14 protein-coding genes are annotated in these 17,204 nt (G+C 72.1%); 7 read left to right on the forward strand and 7 right to left on the reverse strand.

Annotation, left to right across the window (positions count from 1 at the left end; all coding sequences use genetic code 11):
* Positions 1-71 precede the first annotated feature (71 nt).
* The 5 genes from ACZ516_RS29175 (at position 72) to ACZ516_RS29195 (ending at position 6,795) form a co-directional block, all read left to right on the forward strand.
* Positions 72-734, forward strand: a complete 663-nt coding sequence (locus ACZ516_RS29175) for a DUF3000 domain-containing protein (protein ID WP_358583687.1) — start codon at positions 72-74, stop codon at positions 732-734.
* Positions 735-1,000: 266 nt separating this feature from the next.
* A complete protein-coding gene (locus ACZ516_RS29180; RefSeq protein ID WP_030687574.1) occupies positions 1,001-1,663 on the forward strand; it encodes a response regulator transcription factor in 663 nt (220 codons plus the stop codon).
* A gap of 78 nt (positions 1,664-1,741) precedes the next feature.
* Positions 1,742-3,016, forward strand: a complete 1,275-nt coding sequence (locus ACZ516_RS29185) for a ribonuclease D (RefSeq protein WP_361077040.1) — start codon at positions 1,742-1,744, stop codon at positions 3,014-3,016.
* 423 nt (positions 3,017-3,439) lie between these two features.
* Entirely contained in the window at positions 3,440-4,666 is a 1,227-nt protein-coding gene (locus tag ACZ516_RS29190) for a thiolase family protein (protein WP_358583683.1), read from the forward strand.
* Complete coding sequence (locus ACZ516_RS29195; protein WP_361077037.1) at positions 4,663-6,795, forward strand: 3-hydroxyacyl-CoA dehydrogenase NAD-binding domain-containing protein; 2,133 nt, start codon at positions 4,663-4,665, stop codon at positions 6,793-6,795. The genes ACZ516_RS29190 and ACZ516_RS29195 overlap by 4 nt, the downstream gene beginning before the upstream one ends.
* Before the next feature lie 102 nt (positions 6,796-6,897).
* On the opposite strand, the gene ACZ516_RS29200 is transcribed toward ACZ516_RS29195, so the two are convergent.
* Complete coding sequence (locus tag ACZ516_RS29200) at positions 6,898-7,974, reverse strand: hypothetical protein (protein ID WP_469012470.1); 1,077 nt, start codon at positions 7,972-7,974, stop codon at positions 6,898-6,900.
* Positions 7,975-8,041: 67 nt separating this feature from the next.
* Here ACZ516_RS29200 and ACZ516_RS29205 point away from each other — a divergent pair, with 67 nt between their 5' ends.
* Entirely contained in the window at positions 8,042-8,413 is a 372-nt protein-coding gene (locus ACZ516_RS29205; RefSeq protein ID WP_361077032.1) for an NTP pyrophosphohydrolase, read from the forward strand.
* Between the two features lie 14 nt (positions 8,414-8,427).
* Here the strand turns inward: ACZ516_RS29205 and ACZ516_RS29210 are convergent, their stop codons facing one another.
* The 5 genes from ACZ516_RS29210 to ACZ516_RS29230 form a co-directional block, all read right to left on the reverse strand.
* The gene (locus ACZ516_RS29210) at positions 8,428-9,501 is read right to left on the reverse strand and encodes a C40 family peptidase (protein WP_358583675.1); all 1,074 of its coding nucleotides are present in this window, start codon (positions 9,499-9,501) and stop codon (positions 8,428-8,430) included.
* A 16-nt stretch (positions 9,502-9,517) separates the two neighbouring features.
* Positions 9,518-10,000, reverse strand: coding sequence for a poly-gamma-glutamate biosynthesis protein PgsC/CapC (locus ACZ516_RS29215; RefSeq protein WP_358583673.1), 483 nt, complete (start codon positions 9,998-10,000; stop codon positions 9,518-9,520).
* Positions 9,997-11,679 carry a poly-gamma-glutamate synthase PgsB gene (gene pgsB / locus ACZ516_RS29220; RefSeq protein WP_469012472.1) on the reverse strand — a complete coding sequence of 561 codons (1,683 nt, stop codon included), beginning with the start codon at positions 11,677-11,679 and terminating at the stop codon, positions 9,997-9,999. The genes ACZ516_RS29215 and pgsB overlap by 4 nt, the downstream gene beginning before the upstream one ends.
* Before the next feature lie 5 nt (positions 11,680-11,684).
* Positions 11,685-13,922 (reverse strand): HAMP domain-containing protein, encoded by a 2,238-nt coding sequence (locus ACZ516_RS29225; RefSeq protein ID WP_469012474.1) that lies wholly within the window; start codon positions 13,920-13,922, stop codon positions 11,685-11,687.
* Positions 13,923-14,120: 198 nt separating this feature from the next.
* Entirely contained in the window at positions 14,121-15,323 is a 1,203-nt protein-coding gene (locus ACZ516_RS29230; protein ID WP_469012476.1) for a CapA family protein, read from the reverse strand.
* A gap of 23 nt (positions 15,324-15,346) precedes the next feature.
* Between ACZ516_RS29230 and ACZ516_RS29235 the strand changes: the two genes are divergently transcribed.
* Positions 15,347-16,333, forward strand: a complete 987-nt coding sequence (locus ACZ516_RS29235; RefSeq protein ID WP_469012479.1) for a hypothetical protein — start codon at positions 15,347-15,349, stop codon at positions 16,331-16,333.
* Between the two features lie 37 nt (positions 16,334-16,370).
* On the opposite strand, the gene ACZ516_RS29240 is transcribed toward ACZ516_RS29235, so the two are convergent.
* Entirely contained in the window at positions 16,371-17,177 is an 807-nt protein-coding gene (locus ACZ516_RS29240; protein ID WP_469012630.1) for an endonuclease/exonuclease/phosphatase family protein, read from the reverse strand.
* Positions 17,178-17,204: the final 27 nt, after the last annotated feature.

Below are 17,204 nucleotides of genomic sequence, written 5' to 3' on the forward strand. Positions count from 1 at the left end.
ACGTCGACCGGGGACCCCCTCACGGGTGTCTCTCCCTGCGCGAAGGCGTCGTTCCCCTTAACCTTCCCCGCATGGCTGCGGCTCAGGGACAACGGTCGGACGGCGCTGGAGAGATGGACGGTTCGGAGGGGAATGTGGCGGATGCGGCTCCGCCGCCCTTCCGCGCGGCGGTCGAGGCGCTGCGGGAGGCACGGCTGCGGCCGGAGATCGAGATCGAGCCGACGCGACCGCCGCAGCGGCTCGCGCCCTACGCGTACGCGCTGGAGGCGGCGGTCGTGGACGGCGAGGAGGACCTCGCGGACGGGCGGCTCGTGCTGCTCCACGACCCGGCGGGACACGACGCCTGGAAGGGTCAGTTCCGGTTCGTGACGCTGGTGCGGGCGGAGCTGGAGCCGGAGATGGCCGCGGACCCGCTGCTCCCGGAGGTCTGCTGGACGTGGCTGACCGGGGCGCTGCGCTCGCGCGGGCTCTCGGTCGGGGAGGCGAGCGGCACGGTGACCCGCGCGGGGTCGTACTACTTCGGGGGGCTCTCGGAGCGCCCGCCCGCCTCCCAGATCGAGATCCGGGCGTCCTGGACCCCCCGCGAGGGCGGCGCGGGGGTGCCGGACACGGCGGCGCATCTGGGGGCGTGGTGCGAGCTGCTGTGCCAGGTGGCGGGGCTGCCGCCGGCCGGGCCCGCGGGGGACGGCTCCGTGGTGTCGCTGCCCCAGCGGCGGGGGCCGCTCTCCCCCTGACCGTCCGGCGCACCGTGACCGCCCCGTGGCCCCGCGCCACGGGGCGCTTCTGTTGTCGCTCGGAAGAGTGACGGTTCGGAATGATCTTCGGATGGTCGAGCGCGTGTCCGAATTGCCCCGATTGACACTCATCACATCGTGATCATTCCTAAAGCCCGACGGGTTTGCTGCCGAAGAGGTTTGTGACCTTGAAAAGCATGGTTCGTCCCGGCTTCCTCCCCGAGCCGGTCCCGTCCCGCCCCCTTCCGCTCCCCCCAGGAGGCCTGGTGTCCGTTCTCCTCGAGCAGCCCGCAAGCCTGGTCGCCTACCGCCCGAACAAGCCGACCGCCATGGTCGTCGTGGCCGACCCCCGCGTCAGATCCACCGTCACCCGCCACCTGTGGGCCCTCGGTGTACGCGACGTCATCGAGGCCTCGTCGATCGCGGAGGCTCGTCCCCGCATCGGCAACCCCCGCGACATCTGCGTCGCAGACGTCCACCTCCCCGACGGCTCCGGCCTGACGCTGCTGTCCGAGACCCGTGCCGCGGGCTGGCCCAACGGCCTCGCCCTCTCCGCCGCCGACGACATCGGCGCCGTGCGCAACGCCCTCGCGGGCGGCGTCAAGGGCTACGTCGTCACCGGCACGCGGACGAACGTCGGACTCCCCACCCGCCCCGGCGCCGCCCCCATCGGTTCGGCCGCCGCCCGAATGCACCGCCGCCCCCCGGGCGCCCCGAGCCACCCCGGCGGCTACCGCGAGCTGTCCGGCCGGGAGGTCGAGGTGCTCCGGCTCGTCGCCGAGGGCCAGTCCAACAAGGCCATCGGCGTCTCCATGGGCCTGTCCGCCCTGACCGTCAAGAGCCACCTCGCCCGGATCGCGCGCAAGCTCGGCACGGGTGACCGGGCAGGGATGGTGGCGGTCGCGCTGCGCACCGGAATCATCCACTGACCGATTTACACCCCTCCCGCGCCCGTCGACGGAACGTTCCGTCGACGGGTGCCGCGCATACCCGGATACCCTTGACAGGTGACCGACGCCCAAGAGACCGCAGCAGACAGCTCACTGCGAACCACCGGAGGCGCCCCTCCGGACGACGGCCTCGCTTCCGATGGGCTGCCGACCCCCTTGCTGGAACCGCGTGACGGCATTCCGCCGGTAATCGCCGACGAGGAGTCCCTCGCCGCGACGATCGCCGCCTATGCCCGCGGCACCGGCCCCGTCGCCGTCGACGCCGAGCGCGCGTCCGGCTACCGGTACGGCCAGCGCGCCTACCTCGTCCAGCTCCGCCGCGAGGGCGCGGGCTCCGCGCTCATCGACCCCGTGGCCTGCCCCGACCTCTCCGCGCTCGGCGAGGCCATCGGCGACACCGAGTGGGTGCTGCACGCCGCCACCCAGGACCTGCCGTGCCTGCGCGAGATAGGCATGGTCCCCTCGCGGATCTTCGACACGGAGCTGGCGGGCCGACTGGCCGGGTTCCCGCGCGTGGGTCTCGGCGCGATGGTCGAGAGCGTGCTCGGCTTCAGCCTGGAGAAGGGCCACTCCGCCGTCGACTGGTCAACGCGGCCCCTCCCCGAGCCCTGGCTGCGGTACGCCGCGCTCGACGTGGAGCTCCTCGTCGACCTGCGCGACGCCCTGGAGAAGGAGCTGGACCGGCAGGGCAAGCTGGAATGGGCCCGCGAGGAGTTCGACGCCATCGCCTCCGCGCCGCCCGCGCCGCCCCGCAAGGACCCCTGGCGGCGGACGTCCGGCATGCACAAGGTGCGCAGGCGCCGGCAGATGGCGGTCGTACGGGAGCTGTGGAACGCCCGCGACCGGATCGCGCAGCGGCGCGACGTGTCGCCGGGCAAGGTGCTCGGCGACGGCGCGATCGTCGAGGCGGCGCTCGCCCTGCCGCCCAACGTGCACGCGCTCGCGGGGCTCACCGGCTTCGGGCACCGCATGGGGCGGCGCCAGCTTGAGCAGTGGCAGGCCGCGGTGGACCGCGCCAAGGCCCTGCCGGACTCCGAGCTTCCGCAGCCCGGTCAGACGGTGAGCGGGCCGCCGCCGCCGCGGGCCTGGGCGGACCGCGACCCCGCGGCGGCCGCGCGGCTCTCCGCCGCGCGGGCGGCGATCTCCTCGCTCGCCGAGGGCCTCAACATGCCCCAGGAGAACCTGATCACTCCGGACACGGTCCGGCGGCTGTGCTGGGAGCCTCCGGCTCAGGTGGACGCGGACGCGGTGGCGGCGGCGCTGGCGGCGTACGGGGCGCGGCCGTGGCAGATCACGCAGGTGACCCCCGCGCTGGTCACGGCGCTCTCCTGACCCCGGGCCCCTCCTCGCCGCCCCCACCCCGACCCGCCGCTCCGCGGCGGACATCTCCCACCCACCCACCCGTTTACCCGGCATCCCACGGTGACCGATCCCCCAGCCCCCACCAACCCGGGGCAACGGGTGGGTGGGTGGGAAAACACCCGCCGCGAAGCGGCGGGCACCACCACGCACCCGCGGACGAGAACCCACACAAAGGCGACGGCCTACGGCACCCCGCCGACGCGGGGCAACGGGTGGGTGGGTGGGAAAACACCCGTCGCGGAGCGGCGGACGCCCACCCCACCGCCCGGCGCGAGCCGATTGTGACGTTCGCCTCCCCGAGCCGACCCTTGGCCACATAGTTACCGACAAGTAGCATGGCCGGAGGAAGCGCGCCGCAGGCGTGGCGCAACCGCACCCTGGAGGAGAGCCATCGTGCCTCGTACCGTCAGGGACGTCGTCTTCGTGGACGGCGTCCGCACCCCGTTCGGCAAGGCGGGTCCGAAGGGCATCTACCACGAGACCCGTGCCGATGACCTCGTCGTGAAGGCCATCCGGGAGCTGCTGCGCCGCAACCCGGACCTCGACCCCGCCAAGATCGACGAGGTCGCCATCGCGGCGACCACGCAGATCGGCGACCAGGGTCTGACGATCGGCCGCACCGCCGGCATCCTCGCCGGGCTCCCGCAGTCCGTGCCCGGCTACTCCATCGACCGCATGTGCGCCGGCGCGCTCACCGCCGTGACCTCGGTCGCCGGCAGCGTCGCCTTCGGCGCGTACGACATCGCCGTGGCCGGCGGCGTCGAGCACATGGGCCGCCACCCCATGGGCGAGGGCGTCGACCCGAACCCCCGCTTCGTGAGCGAGAAGCTGGTCGACGAGTCCGCCCTGTTCATGGGCATGACCGCCGAGAACCTGCACGACCGCTACCCGAGCATCACCAAGCTGCGCGCCGACGAGTACGCCGTGCGCTCGCAGGAGAAGGCCGCCAAGGCCTACGCCGACGGCAAGATCCAGGCCGACCTCGTGCCGATCTCCGTACGCCGTACCAACGAAGAGGCCGGTGAGACCGGCTGGGGCCTCGCCACCGCCGACGAGCCGATGCGCCCGGGCACCACCCTGGAGAACCTCGCCGGGCTGAAGACGCCGTTCCGTACCCACGGCCGCGTCACGGCCGGCAACGCCGCCGGGCTCAACGACGGCGCCACCGCCTCCCTGATCGCCTCCGAGGAGTTCGCGCGGGAGAACAACCTCCCCGTGAAGATGCGCCTCGTCTCGTACGCCTTCGCGGGCGTCGAGCCGGAGGTCATGGGCTACGGCCCGATCCCGGCCACGGAGAAGGCGCTCGCCAAGGCGGGCCTGTCCATCTCCGACATGGGTCTCTTCGAGATCAACGAGGCGTTCGCCGTGCAGGTGCTCGCCTTCCTGGAGCACTACGGCATCGCGGACGACGACGCGCGCGTCAACCAGTACGGCGGCGCCATCGCGTTCGGCCACCCGCTCGCCTCCTCCGGCGTACGCCTGATGACGCAGCTGGCGCGGCAGTTCGAGGAGCAGCCCGAGGTGCGTTACGGCCTCACGACCATGTGTGTCGGCTTCGGCATGGGCGCCACGGTCATCTGGGAGAACCCGAACCACAAGGACGCCGGAGGCGACAAGTGAGCACCACGACCACCGAGCTTCTGAAGGGTGCGGCCGAGCTGTTCCCGGACGAGGTCGTCACGCAGGCGCACGTGCGCCACCTCGACCTGCCGGGCGGCGCGGGGCGCTTCGCGCTCATCACGCTGGACAACGGCTTCGACCACACCAAGCCGACCACGTTCGGCCCGGGCTCGCTGGCGAACCTGAACGCCGCGATCGACCAGGTCGAGAAGGAGGCGTCCGAGGGTTCCGTCGTCGGTGTCGGCATCACCGGCAAGCCGTTCATCTTCGCCGTCGGCGCCGACCTCAAGGGCGTGGAGATCCTCAAGCGCCACGAGGACGCGCTGGCCATCGGCAAGGGCGGCCACGACGTCTTCAAGCGTCTGTCGGGCCTCGCCGTGCCGACCTTCGCGTACTACAACGGCGCCGCGATGGGCGGTGGCGTCGAGGTCGGTCTGCACTGCTCGTACCGCACCGTCTCCAAGGCGCTGCCCGCCTTCTCGCTGCCCGAGGTCTTCCTCGGCCTGGTCCCGGGCTGGGGCGGCTGCGCGCTGCTGCCGAACCTGATCGGCGCCGACCGCGCGGTCTCGGTCATCATCGAGAACTCGCTCAACCAGAACCGTCAGCTCAAGGGCAAGCAGGTCTTCGAGCTCGGCATCGCCGACGCGATCTTCGAGGGCGCCGACTTCCTGGAGCAGTCGCTGCTGTGGACGGCCTCCGTCCTCAGGGGCGAGATCGAGGTCGTCCGTCCCGAGATCGACCGGGGCGAGGCCTGGGACGCCGCCGTCGCGCGCGGCCGTGCCATCGCCGACTCCAAGGTGCACGGCGCCGCTCCGGCCGCCTACCGCGCCCTGGAGATCATCGAGGCCGCCAAGGACGGCGACCTCCAGAAGGGCTTCGACGCCGAGGACAAGGCGCTCGCCGACCTCATCATGGGCGGTGAACTGCGCGCGGGCATCTACTCGTTCAACCTCGTGCAGAAGCGCGCCAAGCGCCCCGCCGGCGCCCCGGACAAGAACCTGGCGCGCCCGGTCACCAAGGTCGGTGTCGTCGGCGCCGGTCTGATGGCCTCGCAGCTCGCGCTGCTGTTCCTGCGCCGCCTGGAGGTGCCGGTCGTGCTGACCGACATCGACCAGGAGCGCGTCGACAAGGGTGTGGGCTACGTCCAGGCCGAGATCGACAAGCTGCTCGGCAAGGGCCGCATCAACCAGGACAAGGCCAACCGCCTCAAGGCGCTGGTGAGCGGCGTCCTGGACAAGGCCGAGGGATTCTCCGACGCGGACTTCATCATCGAGGCCGTCTTCGAGGAGATCGGCGTCAAGCAGCAGGTCTTCGCGGAGGTGGAGGCGGTCGCGCCGGCGCACGCCATCCTCGCCACGAACACCTCCTCGCTGTCGGTCACCGAGATGGCGTCGAAGCTGAAGCACCCCGAGCGGGTCGTCGGCTTCCACTTCTTCAACCCGGTCGCGATCCTGCCGCTCCTGGAGATCGTGCGCGGCGAGCGGACCGACGACGCCTCGCTGGCCACGGCGTTCGGTGTCGCCAAGAAGCTGAAGAAGACCGCGGTGCTCGTGAAGGACGCCCCGGCGTTCGTCGTGAACCGCATCCTGACCCGCTTCATGGGCGAGATCCAGAACATCATCGACGAGGGCACCCCGGTCGCCGTCGCCGAGAAGGCCATCGAGCCGCTCGGTCTGCCGATGTCGCCGCTGGTCCTCCTGGAGCTGGTCGGCCCGGCCATCGGCCTGCACGTCTCGGAAACCCTGAACCGCGCCTTCCCGGAGCGCTTCACCGTCTCCCCGAACCTCGCGGCCGTCGTCAAGGCGGGCAAGCGCGGCTTCTACGTGTACGACAGCGGGAAGCCGGAGCTGGACCCCGAGGTCGCCGCCCTCCTCAAGCAGGGCGACGTCGTCCTCACCGAGGAGCAGGTGCGCGACCGCGTGCTCGACGCGGTGGCCCAGGAGATCGGGCTCATGCTCGACGAGGGCGTCGTCGCCGAGGCCCAGGACATCGACCTGTGCCTGATCACCGGCGCGGGCTGGCCCTTCCACCTGGGCGGCATCACGCCGTACCTGGACCGTGAGGGCGTCAGCGAGCGGGTGAACGGCAAGCGGTTCCTCGCCCAGGGCGTGGCGAGCGTCCCGGCGTAACTGCTGCGCCGCCGCAACACGGCCGGGGCCGTACGGGAGCGACTCCCGTACGGCCCCGCCCGTTTCGCCGCCCGCGCACCGTTTCCCGGTGCGCACCCGGCGTCAGACCGTCGTCCACGCCTCCAGCGCGAGGCCCGGCTCCGCCTTCTGGCGGGCGAGCCGCAGCGTGCCGTCGAGGCCGATCGCCGCCATGACCACGCGGCCCCGGGCGTCGAGGGCCAACGCCGGTGCGCCCAGGCACCGTTCGCCGGTCTCGGCCCACCACAGGCCCGCTTCCTCGTCCTCCGTGGGGAACGCGGCGAGCGCGGGGCGGCCGCCGGCGGTGCGGTGCGCGAGGACCGTGCAGTCGTGGCCGTCTATGGTCGTGCGCAGGGCCGCGACGGGTCCGGTGCCGGGGGCGCCGCCGAGCGGCACGGCCGGGCCGCCGCCGGCCGGGCGGTGGGCGAGCATGCCGCTGCCGTGCGCGTCGGCGGCGTAGTACGTGAAGCGGTCGGGGCCGGTCTCCAGGACCGTGCCCGAGCCGGGGGCCGCGGCGAGCGGCACGTCATCCCGCCGCGTGAGGTCGCCGCCCTGCTTGTCCTGCGCCCAGCGCAGCGTGGCCTTGTCGCCGGGTGCGAGGACCTCGACGCGGCCGGTGGAGGTGGCGAGGGCGACGATGCCGTCCAGGGCCTCGCGGACCTTGAAGTCCTTCCAGGCCTCCCACTTGCCGCCCTTGCCCTCACGGCGCATCCGCACGCTGTGCACGGCGTCCCGCACGAAGACGTGGACGGTGCCCGCCGCGTCCACGGCGGCCGCGGGCGCGCCGAGGTGGGGGGCGCGCTCGACGAGCTTGGTGTGCGGGTTGCCGAGCGGGCGCCAGTCCATGAGAGGGCGGCCCGTCTGGTACTGGATGGAGTGCACGAGGTCGACGACGACCTTGCCGTCGGCCTCGCGCCGCTCACCGCGGCCCACGAAGTGCACGTAGCCGTCGGCGCCCTGGGCCAGCGTGAGGTACGTCAGGTCGGGCGCCGTGAAGAAGTCGGGGCCCGTCCAATCGGGGCCGCCGGGCGCGGTCTCGGTCCAGCGCAGCAGCCCGCTCTCGGCGCGGGCGTACGCGGTGAGGCGGCCGTCCTTGCCGCGCAGCAGCCAGCGGGCGGTGTCCGGGGCACCGGTGCTGACGGACCTCGTCGTCGGCGGCATGACTCGGCGGCAACCCTTCCACGTTCACGTGCGCACAGCGTTTTGCCTATTAGTTTACGTTTGCCGCATGAGAACTCTTGTCGTCGTCGACGGCGCCAACGTGGTCGGTTCCGTGCCGGACGGCTGGTGGCACGACCGCCGCGGGGCCGCCGAACGCCTGCGGGACCGGCTCGTCGCCCACGCCGAGAAAGGCGTCGAGGGCCACCCGGGCCCGGTGGACGTCGTCCTGGTCGTGGAGGGCGCGGCGCGGGGCGTCGAGTCCGTGCCGGGCGTCCGCGTGGAGAGCGCGCCCGGCAGCGGTGACGACCACATCGTGAAAGTGGCCGCGGAGGCCGCGGGCCGGCCGTGCCTGGTCATCACGGCCGACCGCGAACTGCGCCGCAGGGTCGGTGAGGTGGGCGCCCACTGCGCGGGCCCGAGGACGGTGCGCGTGCCCTGAGCGGCCTGCCTCGGCTAGAGCCGCTTCGCGCTGCGCAGCGTCGAGGCGTAGTAGCCGTTGCCGTCGAGGCGGGAGGTGCCGCCCTTGTCGCCGATGGTCGGGCCGTTGACCTCTTCCCGGCTGGAGATGAAGATCTTGTGGCCGTCGGCGTCGTGGCCGAGGAACATGCCGACGTGGTCGAGGCGCTGCTTGGTGCGGGCGTCGAGTTTGAAGAAGACCAGGTCGCCCGGTTGCACCACGTCGATGGACTTGGGGCGGTCGGCCGCGCCGACGCCCTTCAGCTCGATGACGTCCGTGCCGGCCTTGCCGCGCGCCATGCCGTTGGCGGTGCGGGGCAGGCCGTCGCCGGAACTGTCGTCGGCCATCAGGGGGTAGCGGGCCCGGTAGCCGAAGACCGTGCGGATGAAGCCCGAGCAGTCCATGGAGCGGGCCCGCAGCTTCTCGGGCTGGACGGTGGTGCCGTTGCGGAAGGTGTAGGGGATGCCGAGGTAGTCGTAGAAGTCGGACTGCTCCAGGCGCAGGTCGTTGCCGGAGCTGCCGTTGGGGTTCAGCGGACCGAAGTCGGCGTCACCGGCGTACGCGATGCCCTCGTCGTCCTTCTTGACGGGGGCGCCCTCCACGTACTGGAACGCCATCGCGAAGATGTCGTCCTCCTCGCTGCCGGAGAACTCCTTGTACCAGTCCTTGAACCACTTCTCCTTCTCCGCGCCCTCGCGCCACGTCTCCGGCATCAGCCGCACCCAGTCGTTGGTGACGACGCGGGACTTGGTGTTCGCGGGCTCGGTGAAGGTGCGGCTCGGGCCGGTCAGCGTGGCGGTGCGGGCGCCGTCGGTGAAGGTGGCGAGCACCTTGCCGCCGTCGGTGCGCAGCACGGAGCGGTCGGGGTTCTTCAGGCGCTCCCACTTCAGCTCGCCGCTCGCCTGCTGCCCGGTGCTGTTGCGCAGCCCCGGGGTGTCGGTGACGGCCTGCACCTTGGGCACCTTGGCCGCTTCGTCCGCGCGCAGTTCCACGGTCAGGTAGGCGCTGCCGGCGAGCAGGGCGAGCACGGTCGCCGCGTGCAGGACGGGACGTTTCTTCTTGGGCGGCATGAATGACTCCAGGGAATCAGGCGGACGGCATGAAGCCGAGGAGGATCCCGGCGGTGAGGACGACGTAGGCCATGAGCGTCACCGAGCCGGTGGCGAGCAGCGTGGGGCCCTTGGGCTGGCGCACGAGCTGGTAGGCGATCAGGCCCGGGACGATGAAGCCGAGGGTCTGGTTCGCGTACATGAGCGGGAACTCCAGGGAGAGCACGATCATCACGGTGGCCTGGAGCGTCACGCCGAGCAGCACGACCGCGGCGAACAGCCGCTTGCCGTAGAGGATCACGTACTTCTGCATCAGCAGGGTGCCGGCGTACGTCAGCACGGTCACGCCGACCACCATGGCCGCGCGCTGGAGGTCCTCGACGAGGGTCAGCGCCAGCCAGCCCGGGGTGATCATGCCGCCGGGCGAGAGGTTGGTCGTCAGGTAGCAGACCAGGGAGAAGAGCAGCCCGAGCGCGATGCCGACCGCGGCGATCTCAGGGGTGAGGACGGAGGGAATCAACGGGGCTCTCCTGGGCTGTGCCACTGCTGGGTGTCGTCTGCGGCGGGCGGTGCGGGCGGCACCCGCGGCTCGAACATGCCGCGGGGGGCGGGGGGCCGGCCGTGGGTCTCGTACGGCTGGTGCTGCTGCTGGTGCTGCTGCTGGTGCTGCTGGTGCTGGTGCTGCTGGTGCTGCTGATATGGCTCGTACTGCTGGTGCGGGTCGTACTGCTGCGCCTCGTAGGACTGCTGGGCCTGCTGTGCCTGCTGCGCCTCGTAGCGCTGCTGTGCCTGCTGGGTCTCGTAGCGCTGCTGTGCCTGCTGCGCCTCGTAGGACTGCTGGTACGGCTCGTGTGCCTCGTACCGCTGTTCCGGGGCGTGGTGCTGCGCGGGGAGGCGGACCTGCGGGTGCTGGCCGGTGCTCGTGTACCGCGTCTCGTACGCCTCGGAGTAGTGCTGGTAGGGGTCGACGTGCGGCTCGTAGAACGGCGCGGGCTCCTCGGGGGCCTGCTCCTCGCTCTCGTCCGGCGGCAGCTCCGCGAGGTGTTCCAGGAGCAGTTCGCCCTGGCCGTGGATGTTGCCGATGGCCACCAGGGAGGAGTCGGGGCCGAGCTGCGCGAGCATCTCGCGCATGAATTCCTCCGGGTCGCGCCGGTCGCCGCCGAGGTCGACGGCGTGCGAGCGCCACTCGGCGGGGATCGCGTCGATGGCCGACTTGGCGGGGTGGCCGATGACGAAGACCTTGTCCGGCTTCAGGTCGGGGATGATCTCGCCCATCTGGCCGTTGCGCTCGACGCGGTCGGGGCGGCAGTTGATGACGACGTTGAGCGGCCGGTGGATGGCGCCGAGGTCGAGCAGCTGGTTGATGTTCATCAGCGTCGACTCGGGGTCGTTCGCCGCGAAGACGTTGGCGAAGCGGAGCTTCTTGCCGTCCTCGGTGGCGTACCGCTCGACGGAGAGGACACCGGGGTCCGGCGGCGCCTCGTACATGCCCTGGAGGGCGACCTCGCGGCCGACGCCGAGGAGGTCGGCGACCTTCAGCGCGATGGCCACGTTCTCCTTGAAGGTGAACCAGCTGAAGCCGCGCAGCTCGTCGTCGGTGACCGTCTCGGGGTCGGCGTAGACCAGCTCGCAGTTCCGGGCGTCGGCCTCCTCCTTGAGGATGTCGAAGCGGTCCTTCTCCGCGGTCACGCAGATGCCGCCCTCCGGCATGGAGCGCGAGAGCGAGCGCGCCACGTCGTCGAGGGTCGGGCCCATCTCGGCGAGGTGGTCCTCGCGGACGTTGCAGAGCACGCCGATGGTGGAGCGGATCAGCTTGGACTGGTTGATCTCCTGGAGGGCGGGCATGACCGCCATGCACTCGATGACCAGGGCGTCCGGGTGGTAGGCGGCGGCGCGCCGCACGATCCCGATCTGCTCGACGACGTTGGCGATGCCGAACTTGCGGTAGACGGGCTCCTCGGTGGCGTCCGGGTGGATGAACCGGGCGGCGGTGCCGGTGGTCTTGGCGACCGTGGTGAGGCCGCCGCCGCGCAGGGCGCCCGCGCACAGCCGGGTGATGGAGGACTTGCCGCGGATGCCGTTGACGAGCACCCGCGAGGGGATGTGCTCCAGGTTGGCGAAGTGCCGGCGCTGTTCGACGACGCCGGCCACCAGCAGGACGGCGCCGCACACCACGAGCACGGTGTAGAGGAAGAGCACGGGGTTCAGTTCCTTCCGGCGAGGCCGGCCGTGACGCCGTCCCGTTTGCGCTGGGTGCCCGTCGGCAGTTGTTGCCGGATGAGTTCCAGACTGCGGGTGACGGCGCCGACCTCGTCGTGGTGGCGCGGGTACAGGACGGTGCGGCGGTCCCCGTCGGCGAGCGCCTCGGCCTGGTCGGCGAGGTGGCGCAGCGGCCGCACGACGACGATGTGCAGCCAGCCGAGGCAGGCCGCCGCCGCGGTGATGCCGAGGAGACCGGCGAGGACGGTGCGGTTCTGCAGGGTGTACTCGGGGATGGCGAGGCCCGACGCGGGCTGCCAGCTGAGCACGGTCCAGCCGAGCGAGCGGGCCGCGCCGCCGCCGACGAAGGGCGCGGCGGCCGCGATCTGGATGTCGTCGCCGTCGCGGTACAGGACGCCGCTGGGGCGCGGGCTGAGGCCGACCTTCTGTCCGGTGCCCTCGGCGAGCGCGTTCAGGCGGCCGCTGGGCAGCCCCTCGAACTCGCGGTAGCCGCTGTTGGCGCCGATCACCTTGCGCTTCTCGTCGATGACGCGGACCTGGCCGAGGCCGGGCCGCTTGAGCAGCGAGTTGAGGAAGTCGATGCGGAACTCGCCCACCACGGCGGCGCCCGCCCGGCCGGGGATCTCGGCCGTGCCGAGGATGACCGGCTCCTTGCCACCCTCGTCGAGGACCCGGATCTGCTGGGTGGAGGGCCCCTTGCCGCCGGGGCTGCGGGGGTCGTCGCCCGCCCGGGCCAGGACCTCGCCCTTGGTGTCGAGGACGTACAGGGACTGGTAGCGGGAGTGCTGGTTCAGGGTGCTCTCGAGGACCGCGGCCATGTCGGTGGCCTTGGTGCGGTTGCCGATGAGGGAGGCGACGGAGGTGAGGTCGGCGTGGCCCTCGTTGAGCGCGCGGCGGACCCGGTCGGTCAGGGTGTCGGTGCGTTCGCGCTGGTCGTTGACCATCTGCTGGGGTACGACGACGGTGTCGCCGGCGCGGTTCAGGAGCAGCATGAGCGGCGCGGACCAGGCGAGCAGGAGGACCGCGCACACCGCGATCAGCGTGCGGCTGCCGAACCGGCCGCGGCGGGCCGGCGTCTGGCCCGCGCCGGCGGGTTCGCCGAGCAGTTGGCGGCGCAGGCGTTCCAGGGCGGCGCCGATGCGGGCCGCCTCGCCGGACTTCGGCACGGTGACGGGCCTGTCCAGGTCGCCGCGGGTCAGCCGGCGGCCTTCGAGGAAGAGCCGGATCAGCGGGCGCTGGACGGTGCGCAGGAGCAGGAAGACGGTGAGCCCGCCGATGAGCAGCAGGGCGGCCGCGGCGAGCAGTCCGAAGGCGGAGCTGTGGGTGGCGACGGGGTCCTCGGCGACCGGGACCATCGCGACGACGGAGAGGCCGAGGCGGGTGGCGACGGTGGCCTTGCCCGCCTCGGGTCCGGCGAGGCTCGCGTAGCCGCCGATGGCGCGTTCACCGAGGTAGCGCTCGCCGGTGAGGTGGCCGCTGACGCCGAGGAAGCCGCCGGAGCCGGGCTCCTTGGACATGAGCGGGTGGGTGCGGGTCTTCTTCGCGGCGGCCTCGGCGAAGGCCTTGAGCTGCTTGTTGGACTGCTTGACCTCCTCGCGCTGGAGGTCGGTGAGGACCTGTTCGGGCTCGGGGATGCCGTCGGTGCTCAGCAGGTGCCCGTCCTGGCCGACGACGCCGATGGAGCGGAACTTGCCGAGGCTGATGCCGGGGAAGCGCAGGCTGCTGGAGGCGACCAGGAGCTGTTGGGGCTGGCCCTTCCAGGTGAGCAGGGCGAAGGAGAGCAGGCGCGTCTCGCCGTTCTCCAGGCGCACCATGCGGGGGGCGAGGCCGTCCTCGTCGGCGAGCGCGCCGCGGTCGATGGCGGTCAGCGGGAGGTTCTCGCCGCGGGCGGCGAGGAGCTTGCCCGAGGAGATCTCGACGACCGCGGTGCCCATCCACTTCTGGTAGACGCTGCCGATCTTGTCCAGGACGGCGTCGGGGGGCACCGGTTCGCCGGCGCTGAACAGCTCGGCGGTGCGGGTCAGGTCGGTGACGGACTCGTCGATGGAGGCGCGCAGCGCGATGGCGCCGTCCTCCGCGAAGTGCTGCTGGGACAGCTTGACCGCCTTGGGCACGGCCTCCTGTCCGGCGCGGCCGAGGGTGAGGGCGGTGATGCCCGCGAGGGCGAGGAGCAGGACCGACAGCACGGCGATGGGGGGACGTATGCCACCCAGCAGGGACATGTCGGTCCTTCGGCGGACCTTGTGCCGCCGCTTCGAACGCGAAGCGGCCAAGGGGTGCTCCTCTCCTGGAATGACGCATGGCAGGGAAACGCACAGTGATGCGCTCCGGAGAGGTTCGACCCTCGGTCCGCCGAAAAAGATGTACGGCTTGAATGAGATGTGAGTTACATCGCGTTGCGCGGAGGTTTACCCTCCGGTTCAGTCCGCCGGAAGTTCTTCCAGCGGTTCGAGTCCGTCCTTGCTCGCACCCCTGTTCAGAAGCGTGCCCTGGGTGCGCTCGAAGGCCACCCGGTAACGGGAGCGCTGCTGCTCGCTGAGGCCCTCGCCGTCCCGCAGCACGGCGGCCACGTCGAGGAGCCGGTGGTCCTTGACCGCCCCCTTGGGCAGGGCGCCCGTCTCGTCCGGGTCCGGCGGGATGTCCACGAACGTGGGCACGTACTTGGCCTCGACGTCCCATTTGCCGCCGCGCTTGACGAACTCGAACCAGCCGATGACACCCTCCTCGGTCAACCCGCTGGGCACGTCGTGCCGGGCGATCTGGTTGCCGAGGCCGTACGCGATCCAGGTGCCGTCGACCTTCTCCATCGGCTGGACCACGTGGGCGTGGTGGCCGATCACCAGGTCGATGCCGGTCTCCCGGGCGATCCTGCGGGCCAGCGCGAGCTGGGGGCCGCTGGCGTTGGGCTGGTTCTCACGCCCCCAGTGGATGCTGAGGATGACCACTTCGGCGCCGGCCGCCCGCGCCTTCTTCTCGGCGGCGGAGATCCTCCCGAAGTCGTTCTGGTTGACGAGCCACGGCTTGTCCTTCGGGACCTCGCGGCCGTTGAACCCGAAGGCGAACGCGATCTGCGCGACCTTGACGCCCTTGACCTCGGTGATGAGCGGCTTGTCCGCTTCCGCCGCGCTGCGCGCCGAACCGGTGTGGCGCAGTCCCGCCTTGTCCAGCGTGTTCAGGGTGCGGGTGACGCCGGCGGGGCCGTGGTCGAGCGTGTGGTTCGAGGCGGTCGAGCACTGGTCGTAGCCGACGTCCTTGACCGCCGTGGCTATCTGCGGCGGGACGAGGAAGTCCGGATAGCTCTGGAAGGGGCCGTCGGGCTTGCCCACCACCGGCTCGAAGTGGCAGATGCCGAGGTCGGCCTTGCTGATGACCGGCTTGACCCCGGCCATCATCGGCCCGAAGTCGAGGCCCCGGTCGCCCTTGCCCGTGACCTTGGCGTCCTTGCGGGCCTGGTCGGTGAGCTGGGGGTGGATCAGGATGTCACCCGCGGCGGCGACGGTGAACGAGGGGCCGTCGGCGGCGGCTTCGCCGTCGTCGCCGAAGGGGCCGCAGGCGGCCGTGGCGAAAAGCAGGAGCGCGGAGGCCGCACAGGTCACGAAATGCCTGCCGGAGGGACGTGTCATCACAGGGATATGTTTATACGACCATGATGAACTCCCGCACCCGGCCCATGGCGGTCGCAAAGAAGCTGCGGATCCTCGCCGCCGTCACGGCCTGTGTCCTCAGCCTCTCCCAGTGCACCGGGGACTCCTCGGGCAAGGACCGCGAGCCCACCGGGAAAGGGTACCGGTCGCCGCGCGCGGCCACCCCCGCGCCCGGCCTGGAGCGCGTGATCGCCGAGTACACCGCCGGCTTCGGCGAGGACACCGGCTACCGCCACCCCTCCCGCAGGGACCGCGAGACCGTCGCCAAGGGGGTCGCCCTGCTCCTTGACGGCCGCCGTGAGGAGGCCGAAAACCGCCTGGCCGACGTGGACTTCGCGCTGCGCACGGTGACCGACGAGGCCACCGGGCGCCGGTACGCGGAGGTGGCCGACCGCTCCGAGGGCGGCGCCGCACCCCGTGGCTGGGGGCGCGTCTATCTCGACCTCGGCTCCCCCGCGCGCTGGACGGTCCAGGTGCCGCACCCCGCCGCCGACCGGAACACCGAGCGGCTCGGCGCGCGGCTCCTCGGGCGCGCCCCGGGCGGCGTCCTGATCGTCGCGGGAGCACATCGCAAAGCCGGCCGTGGCGACGAGGCCGACGTGGCGCACCGCAGGGACAGCGTCTTCCACGCCGTCTGCGCCGAACTGGCGCGGCGCGGGCTGCCCGGCGTGCAGCTGCACGGCATGGCGGACGACTCGGCTCCGGACCACGACGTGGTCGCCTCCACGGGCCGGGGCTCCGAGGGGCGCCCCGAGGCCCGCGCCCTCGCGGCCGCCCTGCGCAAGAGGGGCTACGACGTGTGCCGGGCCTGGGCCCGGTCCTGCCCCCTGGAGGGCCGCACGAACGTGCAGGGCCGCGCGGCGGCCGCCCACGACGTCTCGTTCCTGCACGTGGAATTCGGCCCGCGCCTGCGCGGGCGCCCCGCCGACGCGACCGAGGCGGTCAACGCCCTGACAGAGGTCGTACGGGGGTGGGGGCGCCGCCGCTGACCCGCGCCCGCCCGCCCGCACCCGCCCGGCCGGGGATTCATCCCAGCTCCACGTCGCTGTGCAGGAGGTGATGGTCCGAGTACAGGGTCGGATGGACACCGTGCTTGCGCGCGGCGACGTCCCGCAGGAAGACGTAGTCGAACTTGCTGTGCCAGTCCGTGGTGGGCACGCAGCCGGCGGGGCCGCTGGGCGCGGGCCGGCACCCGGGGTCCGTGTCCGTGGCCAGGGACCACATCTTCGCCAGCTCGGGGGCGTCCGGCTCGGCGTTGAAGTCGCCGAGGACGATCGCGCGCTCGTGCCGGGCGACGGCCGCGGCGAGGACCGCGGTCTGTGCCGCCCGGACCTCCTCCTGCCGCCGTTGGGCGAGGTGCGTGTCGAAGACGCGGACGGGCCGGCCGTCGACCTTCGTGGTCACGGCCAGATACCCCCGGTCCTCGGAACCGCCGTCGGGGTAGCGCACGCGCACGCGGTCCGTCATCGGCGCCGCCGAGAGGATCGCCTGGCCGAACCCGCCCGGGCGCCAGGGCCATCCTCCGCAGCGGCCCCAACTGCGCAGCACCGTCCCGTACTCGACGTGGTAGACCAGCCCGTACAGGCCCTCCAGATGGTCGCGGATCTTCTCCACGTCCCGTACGCAGGCCTCCTGCAGACCGATGACCTGCGGCGCGTACGCGGCGATCTCCGCCGCCCGGCCGGCGTTGCCCACCTCGCAGGGGTTGCAGATGTTCCACGTCATGACCCGGTTCGGCACGACGTCCCGGACGGCGTCGGCGGGCAGCGACCGGGCGAGGAAGGCGTCGCCCGGCGCGCTCGGACCAAGAAGCGCCACGCAGAACACGGCCATGGCCACCGCGAGGACCCGCCTGCCCCC

It is taken from the genome of Streptomyces sp. NPDC034037, from assembly GCF_055575715.1.

Bases quoted from the DNA above. Each gene is read 5' to 3' on its own strand.
- ACZ516_RS29230 (WP_469012476.1), bottom strand. From the start codon at position 15,323: ATGACACGTCCCTCCGGCAGGCATTTCGTGACCTGTGCGGCCTCCGCG.
- ACZ516_RS29210 (WP_358583675.1), bottom strand. From the start codon at position 9,501: ATGCCGCCCAAGAAGAAACGTCCCGTCCTGCACGCGGCGACCGTGCTC.
- ACZ516_RS29240 (WP_469012630.1), bottom strand. From the start codon at position 17,177: ATGGCCGTGTTCTGCGTGGCGCTTCTTGGTCCGAGCGCGCCGGGCGAC.
- ACZ516_RS29225 (WP_469012474.1), bottom strand. From the start codon at position 13,922: ATGTCCCTGCTGGGTGGCATACGTCCCCCCATCGCCGTGCTGTCGGTC.
- ACZ516_RS29235 (WP_469012479.1), top strand. From the start codon at position 15,347: ATGATGAACTCCCGCACCCGGCCCATGGCGGTCGCAAAGAAGCTGCGG.
- ACZ516_RS29205 (WP_361077032.1), top strand. From the start codon at position 8,042: ATGAGAACTCTTGTCGTCGTCGACGGCGCCAACGTGGTCGGTTCCGTG.
- ACZ516_RS29175 (WP_358583687.1), top strand. From the start codon at position 72: ATGGCTGCGGCTCAGGGACAACGGTCGGACGGCGCTGGAGAGATGGAC.
- ACZ516_RS29200 (WP_469012470.1), bottom strand. From the start codon at position 7,974: ATGCCGCCGACGACGAGGTCCGTCAGCACCGGTGCCCCGGACACCGCC.